Source organism: Desertihabitans aurantiacus (assembly GCF_003344635.1).
Taxonomy (GTDB): Bacteria; Actinomycetota; Actinomycetes; order Propionibacteriales; family Propionibacteriaceae; genus Desertihabitans; species Desertihabitans aurantiacus.
This window is the reverse complement of sequence record NZ_QPKK01000174.1, coordinates 1-8,456: the sequence shown is the minus strand read 5'-3', so window position 1 is coordinate 8,456 and position 8,456 is coordinate 1. Positions and strand designations below refer to the sequence as shown.

Sequence of the window (8,456 nt, the reverse complement as noted above, 5' to 3'; positions counted from 1 at the left end):
CGGCGGTTCCTCGGCATCGGCGGCGCCGGTGCCGCCGCCGTGCTCGTCGGCACCGGCGCCTGGTCGACCGACACCGGCCACGCCGCCGCCGGGATCGGCTACCCCTTCACCCTCGGGGTCGCCTCCGGTGACCCCACCGCCGACGGCGTCGTCCTGTGGACCCGGCTGGCGCCCGACCCGCTGGCCTCGAACGGCCGCGGTGGCATGCCGCGGCGCCAGGTCCGGGTGCGGTACGAGGTGGCCCGGGACGAGCGGTTCCGCACCGTGGTGCGTCGCGGCAACGTGCTGGCCGTGCCCGAGCTCGGCCACGCCGTGCACCCGGAGATCGACGGTCTCGAGGCCGGACGGCCCTACTGGTACCGGTTCCGCGTCGGCTCCCACCTGTCGCCGGTCGGACGTACCAAGACCGCCCCGCGGCCCGGTTCGACCCCCGCCTCGCTGACCTTCGCCTTCGCGTCCTGCCAGGCCTGGCAGGACGGCTACTTCACCGCCTACCAGCACATGGCCGAGGAGGACCTCGACCTCGTCCTGCACCTGGGGGACTACATCTACGAGTCCGGCGTCGGCAGCAACAAGCGCGGGGTCGAGACGCCGTCCCAGCTGCACACCGAGACCTTCGACCTGGCGCGCTACCGGCTGCAGTACGCGCTCTACAAGTCCGAGGCGCCGCTGATGGCGGCCCACGCGGCGGCCCCGTTCGTCCAGACCATCGACGACCACGAGGTGGAGAACAACTGGGCCGGCGACCTCTCCCAGGCCGACACCGAGCCCGACCAGGACCCGGTGGTGTTCCGCCGACGTCGGGCCGCCGCCTTCCAGGCGATGTACGAGAACATGCCGTTGCGGCGGGCGCAGATGCCGTCCGGTCCCGACGTCCGGCTGCACCGGCGGCTGCGCTACGGCCGGCTCGCCGACTTCACCATGCTCGACACCCGGCAGTACCGCACCGACCAGCCCTGCGGGGACGGCCACTCCGCGGTCTGCGACGACCGGTTCGACCCCGACAACACCATGCTCGGCGGCAAGCAGAAGAAGTGGCTGCTGGACGGCTTCTCCTCCTCCCGCGCCCGCTGGCAGATCCTCGGCAACCAGGCCCCCGTCGGCCAGACCGACTGGGACCCCTCGCCGGAGGTCACCGACGTCTGGCTCGACCCGTGGGACGGCTACGTGGCCGAGCGCAACGAGGTGCTGGCCGAGGCCCGCCGCCGCGAGGTCCGCAACCTCGTCGTGGTCACCGGGGACCGGCACACCAACTACGCCCTCGACCTCAAGACCGACTACGAGGACCCGAGCTCGCCGGTGGTGGGGTCGGAGTTCGTGGGCACCTCGATCACCAGCGGTGCCGACGGTGCGGACATGAACGACCAGGGCCGCGACTTCCTCGCCGCCAACCCGCACCTGAAGTTCTTCAACTTCCAGCGCGGGTACAGCCGGGTGACGGTGACCCCGGACACGCTGCGCAACGACTTCCGGGTGGTGCCCTACGTGCTCGAGCCGGGGGCCCCGATCAGCACCCGGGCCAGCTTCGTGGTGGAGGACCGGGTGCCGGGCGTGCAGGGCGTCTGACCCCGAGCGCCGGCACCGGCCGGACGGGTGACCAAACCGGTTGCCCGTCCGGTCGGCCCACCGGCAGGGTCACCCCATGCCCTTCGCGCCCGCCCGGTTCCCCGAGGACGTCCCCACCCTGACCCGCGACGACGTCACGCTGCGGGCGCACCGGCCCGAGGACGCCCCGAGGGTGCTCGAGCAGTGCACCGACCCGCTCTCGGTGCGCTGGACCACCGTCCCGCTCGGCTACACCGCGGCGATGGCCGAGGACTGGGTGCGCCGCGACGTGCCAGGGCAGTGGACATCCGGGGCCGCGCACGTGTTCGCGGTCGAGTGCCCCTTCCCCGACGGCACCCGCCGCTTCGGCGGCAGCATGGACGTGCGCTGCATCGACGAGCGCCGCGGCGAGCTCGCCTTCGGCGCGCACCCGGCCGTCCGCGGCACCGGGGTGATGCGCACCGCCGGCGAGCTGGCCCTGGAGCACGCCTTCACCACCCTCGGCCTGCAGAGCCTGGTGTGGTGGACCGAGGCCGGCAACCTCGGCTCGCGCCGGCTGGCTCACGACCTCGGCTTCACGATCGCCGGCGGCGTCGTGCCGCGGTGGCTGGCCGCCCGCGACACGCTGGTCGACGCCTGGGTCGGCACCTTGCACGCCGACCAGCCCCGGCCCGTCCCGCCGCGGACCGTGCCGGTGCTGCACACCCCACGGCTGGTGCTGCGCGCGCACCGGCGCAGCGACGACCCGCGGGTGGTCGAGGCCTGCAACGACCAGGACACCCGCTACTGGCTCAACCAGCTGCCGGCCCCCTACACCGCCGAGGACGCCGCCCGCTTCCGGCTCGAGCACGCCACCGGACTGCACCCCGACGACTGCACCTGGGCGGTCACCGCCCGCGGTGCGGACCAGCTGCTCGCCACCGTCAGCCTGATGCGCCGGCCCGGCGGGCACGAGATCGGCTACTGGGCCCATCCCGACGCCCGCGGCCGCGGGGTGGTGACCGAGTCCGTCACCCGGCTGACCGAGCTGGCGCTCTCCCCCGACGGGTTCGACTCCCACCGGGTGGTGATCCGCGCGGCGGTCGGCAACACCGCCTCCCAGCGGGTCGCCGGGCGCAGCGGCTACACCCACTGCGGGGTGGAGACCGGCGCCGCCGTGCTCCGCGACGGCACCCGCACCGACCACCTGGTCTTCGAACGCGTCCGCTGACGTAGCAGACGCGGCGCGGGCGGTCGCGCGACCGCCACCGGGCGGACGACGTCGTCAACGGTTTCCCGGCACGTCGCCGGGTGTTGGGGGTCGGGTCGCGAACCCGACTCCTGCCACCCATGGGATGGCCGCCGTGACCCTGACTGCCACCCTCTCGCCCGCACGCCGTCGGCGTCGCTGGCGCGAGGGCCTCCTCTTCGGCCTGCTGATCCTGCCGAACCTCGCCGCCATCCTGGTCTTCTCGTACTACCCCACCGTCTACAACGTGGTGCTGAGCCTGACCGACTGGGACTTCATCGCGCCGGCGCCGGTGTTCGTGGGCCTGCAGAACTACCTCGACCTCTTCGCCAGCCCGGAGTTCTGGCTGGTGCTGTGGAACACCCTGGTGTTCACCGGCATCTCCGTGGGCGGCACCCTGGTCGGCGGTCTGGCCATCGGCTTCCTGCTCTCGCGGCGGCTCCGGTTCTCCGGCTTCACCCGCACCATCACCTTCGCCCCGCACATGCTGCCCGGGGCCGCGGTGGGCATCGTCTGGTTGTTCATGTTCGACCCGACCTACGGCCTCAGCCGGTGGGCGTTCGGGCTGTTCGGCGCCGACTCGCCGCAGTGGACGACCACCTCTGACTGGTCGCTGTGGGCCATCACCGTCGCCTACACCTGGCAGCGGCTCGGCTTCGTGGCGATCATCTACTACACCGCGATCCTGGACCTGCCCAAGGAGGTCTTCGAGGCCGCCTCCCTCGACGGCGCGTCGGGCTGGCGGCTGTTCCGCGGGATGACCCTGCCGCTGCTGTCCCCGGTGACCTACTTCCTGCTGCTGACCGGGATCATCACCAGCGCCCAGGCCTTCGACATCATCGCCGTCCTGACCGGCGGCGGCCCCGGGGACTCCTCCTCCACGCTGACCTGGATGGTCTACGACGAGGCGTTCTCGCAGTTCGACATCGGCACGTCCGCCGCCGCGGCCACCGTGCTGTTCCTGATCCTCCTGGTCGTCACGGTCGTCCAGACGCGGATCGCCGAGCGGAAGGTGCACTACTCATGAGCGTCGGACTCCCCCTCAAGGCCCCCCAGACGTCCCCGCAGGACCCGGGCACCGCCCCGGCCGCGGTCGCCCCCGTCGCCCCCGTGCCGGCCCCGACCCGGGGCACCGCCCCGGTGAGCCGGCGTCCGCTCTGGCTGTCGGTGGTGCAGTACGCCCTGCTGGCGTGCGTGTTCGTGCTCTTCGTGGTGCCCCTGCTGTGGCTGTTCACCTCCGCGGTGAAGCCCGAGGCCGACATCTACACCTGGCCGCTGCGCTGGGTGCCGACGTCGCTGGAGCTGGGCAACTTCGTCGACGCCTGGAACTCCGCACCCTTCGGCCGGTTCTTCCTCAACTCCATCATCACCACCGGGGTCGGGACCGCCCTGGAGATGACGTGTGCGGTGCTGTCGGCCTACGCCTTCGCCTTCGTCGAGTTCCGCTGGAAGAAGGCCGTGTTCATCCTCATCCTGGGCTCGCTCATGCTGCCCGGCCACGTCACGCTGCTGGTCAACTACATCACCGTGGCCAACCTCGGCTGGCTCAACACCTACGCCGGGCTGATCCTGCCCGGGATGGGCAGCGCGTTCGCGATGTTCCTCGTCTACCAGCAGATGCGCACGGTCTCCGCCGAGCTCGTCGACGCCGCCATCATGGACGGCGCCGGCCACTGGCGCCGGATGACCACCATCGTCGTCCCGCTCTGCACCCCGATGATCGTCACCGGGACGCTGATCGTGCTGATCGGCAAGTGGAACGACTTCGTCTGGCCGCTGATCGTCACCAGCACCGCCGACATGCGCACCCTGCCCATCGGTCTGCAGTTCCTGCGCAGCCAGGAGGGCTACACCAACTGGGGCGCCATCATGGCCGGCGCCGTGATGGTCGCCGCCCCCATGCTGATCGTCTTCTTCATCGGCCAGCGCCGCATCATCGGCGGCATCGCCGCCGGTGCGGTCAAGGGCTGACCTCCTCCGAACCCCCCTTCCCCGTTTTCCCCTCACCACCGAAACAGGAGACACCCATGTCCACACAGCTGTCCGACCTCCGGCTCAACCGCCGCACCCTGCTGGCGGTCCTCGGAGCCGGGGCGGGCGCCGCCGGGCTGGCCGCCTGCGGCTCCCCCGTCGCCGGCGGCTCGGAGGCCTCGTCCAACCTGCGCACGGGCTTCTCCCAGGCACCGACCACCGTCCCCTCCCAGTACCAGGGCCGGACCGCGGTGCTGTTCTGGGCCCCCTTCACCGGGGTGAACTTCGAGGCCCTGCAGGCCCTGTTCACCAAGTTCAACGACTCCCAGAGCGACATCGTCGCCATCGCCGAGTCCCAGGGCGGCTACACCGACCTGAACAAGAAGTTCACCGCGGCCCTGCAGGCCCGCCAGGTTCCCGACATCGTCTGCTTCCCCGAGCGGCAGTGGCTGCAGTTCTGGCAGGCCGACGCGCTGGCCCCGCTGGACGGCTACTTCGACGACCAGTGGTCGCTCGACGTCTACATGCAGAACTACGTCCAGGAGGGCACCGCCGGCGGCCAGACCTACGTCGTGCCGTTCGCCCGCTCCACCCCGCTCTTCTACTTCAACAAGACCCGCTTCGTGGAGGCCGGGCTGCCCGAGGAGGGCCCCACCACCTGGGAGGAGTTCGCCGAGATGGCGCCGGAGCTGCTCAGGCTCGACGCCGGCGGCCAGCCGCTGAAGCCGATGGCCTTCGGCCCCGACGACACCTGGTACGGCCAGTCCCACATCTGGGCCTGGGGCGGGCAGTGGTCCAGCGCCACCGAGGCCACCGCGGACGCCGGCCCGGCCCGGGAGTGGCTCTCGTGGAAGAAGGACTTCATCCACACCGACGGCTACGGCTACATGGCGCAGTCGGCGATGACCGACTTCCAGACCGGTGTCGCCGCCGCCTCCCACGGCTCCACCGCCTCCCTGCGCGGGGCCACCGAGGCCGCCCAGTTCGACATCGGCACCGCGTTCATGCTCGGCCACGACACGGCCGCCCCGCCGGTGCCGACCGGTGGCTCCGGCCTCTCGGTGGTCAAGGCCGAGTCGCAGGAGCGCCAGGACGCCTGCGCCGAGCTGTTCCGCTTCCTCGCCGAGCCGGAGAACTCCGCGCAGTGGCACCTGGGCACCGGCTACCTGCCGATCGTCACCGCCGCCCAGGACACCCAGGAGGTCAAGGACCAGGTCGCGGCCAACCCGAACTTCGGCACCGCCCTGGCGCAGGTCCCCAACGCCAAGACCGCCGACCCGGTGGGCTGGTACCAGGCCGCCACCGTCGAGATCTCCGCCGCGATGGCGCAGGTCTACGGCGACGGCGCCGACGTGGAGACCGTCGTGTCCCAGCTGCAGGACAAGCTCGAGGACGTCATCAGCCAGAACCAGGAGAGCATCGCCGAGGTCCTCGCCTCCTGATCCCGCCCGGGCCGGCCGCCGCGGCGGCCGGCCCGGTCCCCGCACGCACCCCTCGCCCCAGGAGCCCCCGTGGAACGCCAGAAGCTGGTCGTCATCTCCGTCGACGCCATGTCCGGTCAGGACGACATCGCCTACGCCCGCACCCTGCCCGCCTTCGGCCGGCTCCTGGAGCGGGCGGCGGTGGCCGAGATCGAGGCGGTCTTCCCGACCGTCACCTACCCCAACCACACCGCGATCCTGACCGGCTGCGCGCCGGCCCGCTCCGGGGTGTGGAACAACGTCCTGATGCAGCCGGGCATCAGCCACCCCGACTGGTTCTGGCAGCACGACTTCCTGCAGGTGCCGACGCTGCTGGAGGTGGCCGGGGACGCGGGCCTCACCACCGCCAGCGTGCAGTGGCCGGTCACCGGCGGCGCCCCCTACGACATCGTCGTCCCCGAGATGGGCAACGAGGACCACTTCGGCGGCGTCGAGGAGTGCTACGCCACCTTCTGCTCCCCCCGCGGCCACGAGCTGTGGCTGCGCCACCGCGACAAGATCGTCTGGCAGCCCAAGCGGCGCAACGACGAGATGGCCACCGCCGTGACCGTCGACCTGCTGCTGGAGGACCGTCCCGACGTGCTCTTCCTGCACCTGGTCGACGTGGACGCCGCCCGCCACCTCTCCGGCGCCTCCGGCGAGCACGTGCACGAGGCGCTGCGCGCCACCGACGAGCGGCTGGGCCGCATCCTCGACGCGCTGGAGCGCACCGGGGACGCCGCGCGCACCAACGTCGTCATCGTCTCCGACCACGGCCACCTCGACACCGTCCAGCACACCAACGTCAACGTGCTGCTCCGCGAGCGCGGGTTCCTCACCACCGACGAGGAGCACCGGCTGCTGGACTGGGAGGCCTACTGCCACAGCTCCGGGCTGTCCGGGCAGATCTTCCTCGCCGACGGGCTCACCCCGCAGCGCCGCCAGCAGCTGGAGGCCGTGCTGCGCGAGCTCGAGCAGGACCCCCGCTACCGGGTCGAGCGGGTGCTGAGCGCGGCCGAGGCCGAGGCCGAGTACGGGCTGGCCGGGCCGTTCGCCTACGTGGTCGAGTCCGAGCCCGGTGTCATCGTCGGCGGCGCCCTCGACCGCCGGGTCGTGGTCTGCAAGGGCGACGACGACTTCCGCGGCTACCTCGGCAACCACGGCCACGCGCCGCGGCACGGCGACCAGCCGGTCTTCCTCGCCGCCGGGCCGGCCTTCCGGGCCGGGGTGGACGCCGGGCGCCGCTCGATGCTGGACGAGGCACCCACCTTCGCCGCCGTGCTGGGACTGCAGCTCCCCGACGCCGAGGGCACCGTCATCTCCGAGGTGCTCACCGGTGACGGGGTCAGGGTTCCTCGTGCAGCTTCGGGACGTCGGCCAGCAGACGCTGGGTGTACTCCTGCTGGGGTCGGAAGATGACGTCCTCGGCCGGGCCCTGCTCGACCATCACCCCGTGCTCCAGCACGACCACCCGGTCGGCGATGTAGCAGGCCTGCCCGATGTCGTGGGTGATGAAGATGATGGTCATGCCGAGCTCGTCGCGCAGGTCGGTCAGCACGTTGAGCACGTTGACCCGCAGCGAGGCGTCCAGCATCGAGGTGGCCTCGTCGGCCACCAGCACCTTGGGACGCATCATCAGGGCCCGGGCGATCATCACCCGTTGGCGCTGACCACCGGAGAGCTCGTGCGGGAAGCGGTCCAGCACGTCGTCAGCGGCGAACCCGACGTGGCCGAGCGCCTCCTCCATCCGCTGACGGCCGTCGCGGGCCCCGCCCAGCAGCCGCAGCGAGCGCTCCAGCAGGCGGCGCACGGTGAAGAACTGGTTGAAGGAGGCGAAGGGGTCCTGGAAGACGGCCTGGACGTCGCGCCAGTAGGCCTTGCGCGCCGCCCCGCCGAGCCGGGTGACGTCGCGGCCGTCGAAGGACAGCGTCCCCGCGGTGATCGGCAGCAGCCCCAGCACCATCCGCGCCAGGGTCGACTTGCCCGATCCGGACTCCCCCACGATCGTGGTGATGTCGCCCTCCGCGATGCTGAGGTCGACCCCCTTGACCGCCTCGACGGCCTTGCGTCCCCGCCCGAAGGTCTTGGTCAGGCCGCGGCCGACGAAGAGCTCCCGGCCCCCCTCGCGGACCGGCCGCGCCGGCGTCGCCGGGGCCGTCACCGGGTGCTCCCCGCGGGATCGGGCGCCGGCTCGGACACCGGGTCGGGCGCCGGGTCGGGGGCGCTGCTGCGGGTGGCCGAGCCCACCGGCA

General features: G+C 72.1%; 7 protein-coding genes. 6 read left to right on the top strand and 1 reads right to left on the bottom strand.

Annotated features, from left to right (window positions below; translation table 11 throughout):
• From DVA66_RS13670 to DVA66_RS13645, 6 genes are all read left to right on the top strand, one after another.
• Nucleotides 1–1,566 (top strand): alkaline phosphatase D family protein (locus DVA66_RS13670; protein ID WP_114560587.1); only part of this gene is annotated, 1,566 nt, incomplete at its 5' end.
• Nucleotides 1,567–1,642: 76 nt separating this feature from the next.
• Entirely contained in the window at nucleotides 1,643–2,755 is a 1,113-nt protein-coding gene (locus DVA66_RS13665; RefSeq protein WP_114560586.1) for a GNAT family N-acetyltransferase, read from the top strand.
• Nucleotides 2,756–2,879: 124 nt separating this feature from the next.
• The gene (locus DVA66_RS13660; RefSeq protein ID WP_114560585.1) at nucleotides 2,880–3,800 is read left to right on the top strand and encodes a carbohydrate ABC transporter permease; all 921 of its coding nucleotides are present in this window, start codon (nucleotides 2,880–2,882) and stop codon (nucleotides 3,798–3,800) included.
• Nucleotides 3,797–4,744, top strand: coding sequence for a carbohydrate ABC transporter permease (locus DVA66_RS13655; protein ID WP_157974002.1), 948 nt, complete (start codon nucleotides 3,797–3,799; stop codon nucleotides 4,742–4,744). The genes DVA66_RS13660 and DVA66_RS13655 overlap by 4 nt, the downstream gene beginning before the upstream one ends.
• A 56-nt stretch (nucleotides 4,745–4,800) precedes the next feature.
• Complete coding sequence (locus DVA66_RS13650; RefSeq protein WP_114560584.1) at nucleotides 4,801–6,186, top strand: ABC transporter substrate-binding protein; 1,386 nt, start codon at nucleotides 4,801–4,803, stop codon at nucleotides 6,184–6,186.
• Nucleotides 6,187–6,255: 69 nt separating this feature from the next.
• Entirely contained in the window at nucleotides 6,256–7,623 is a 1,368-nt protein-coding gene (locus DVA66_RS13645) for an alkaline phosphatase family protein (RefSeq protein WP_114560583.1), read from the top strand.
• Here the strand turns inward: DVA66_RS13645 and DVA66_RS13640 are convergent.
• Nucleotides 7,550–8,365 (bottom strand): ABC transporter ATP-binding protein, encoded by an 816-nt coding sequence (locus tag DVA66_RS13640; RefSeq protein WP_114560582.1) that lies wholly within the window; start codon nucleotides 8,363–8,365, stop codon nucleotides 7,550–7,552. The genes DVA66_RS13645 and DVA66_RS13640 overlap by 74 nt on opposite strands.
• Nucleotides 8,366–8,456 lie beyond the last annotated feature (91 nt).

Coding starts and splice junctions, on each gene's coding strand:
- DVA66_RS13655 (WP_157974002.1), top strand. CDS start 3,797: ATGAGCGTCGGACTCCCCCTCAAGGCCCCCCAGACGTCCCCGCAGGAC.
- DVA66_RS13660 (WP_114560585.1), top strand. CDS start 2,880: ATGGCCGCCGTGACCCTGACTGCCACCCTCTCGCCCGCACGCCGTCGG.
- DVA66_RS13650 (WP_114560584.1), top strand. CDS start 4,801: ATGTCCACACAGCTGTCCGACCTCCGGCTCAACCGCCGCACCCTGCTG.
- DVA66_RS13665 (WP_114560586.1), top strand. CDS start 1,643: ATGCCCTTCGCGCCCGCCCGGTTCCCCGAGGACGTCCCCACCCTGACC.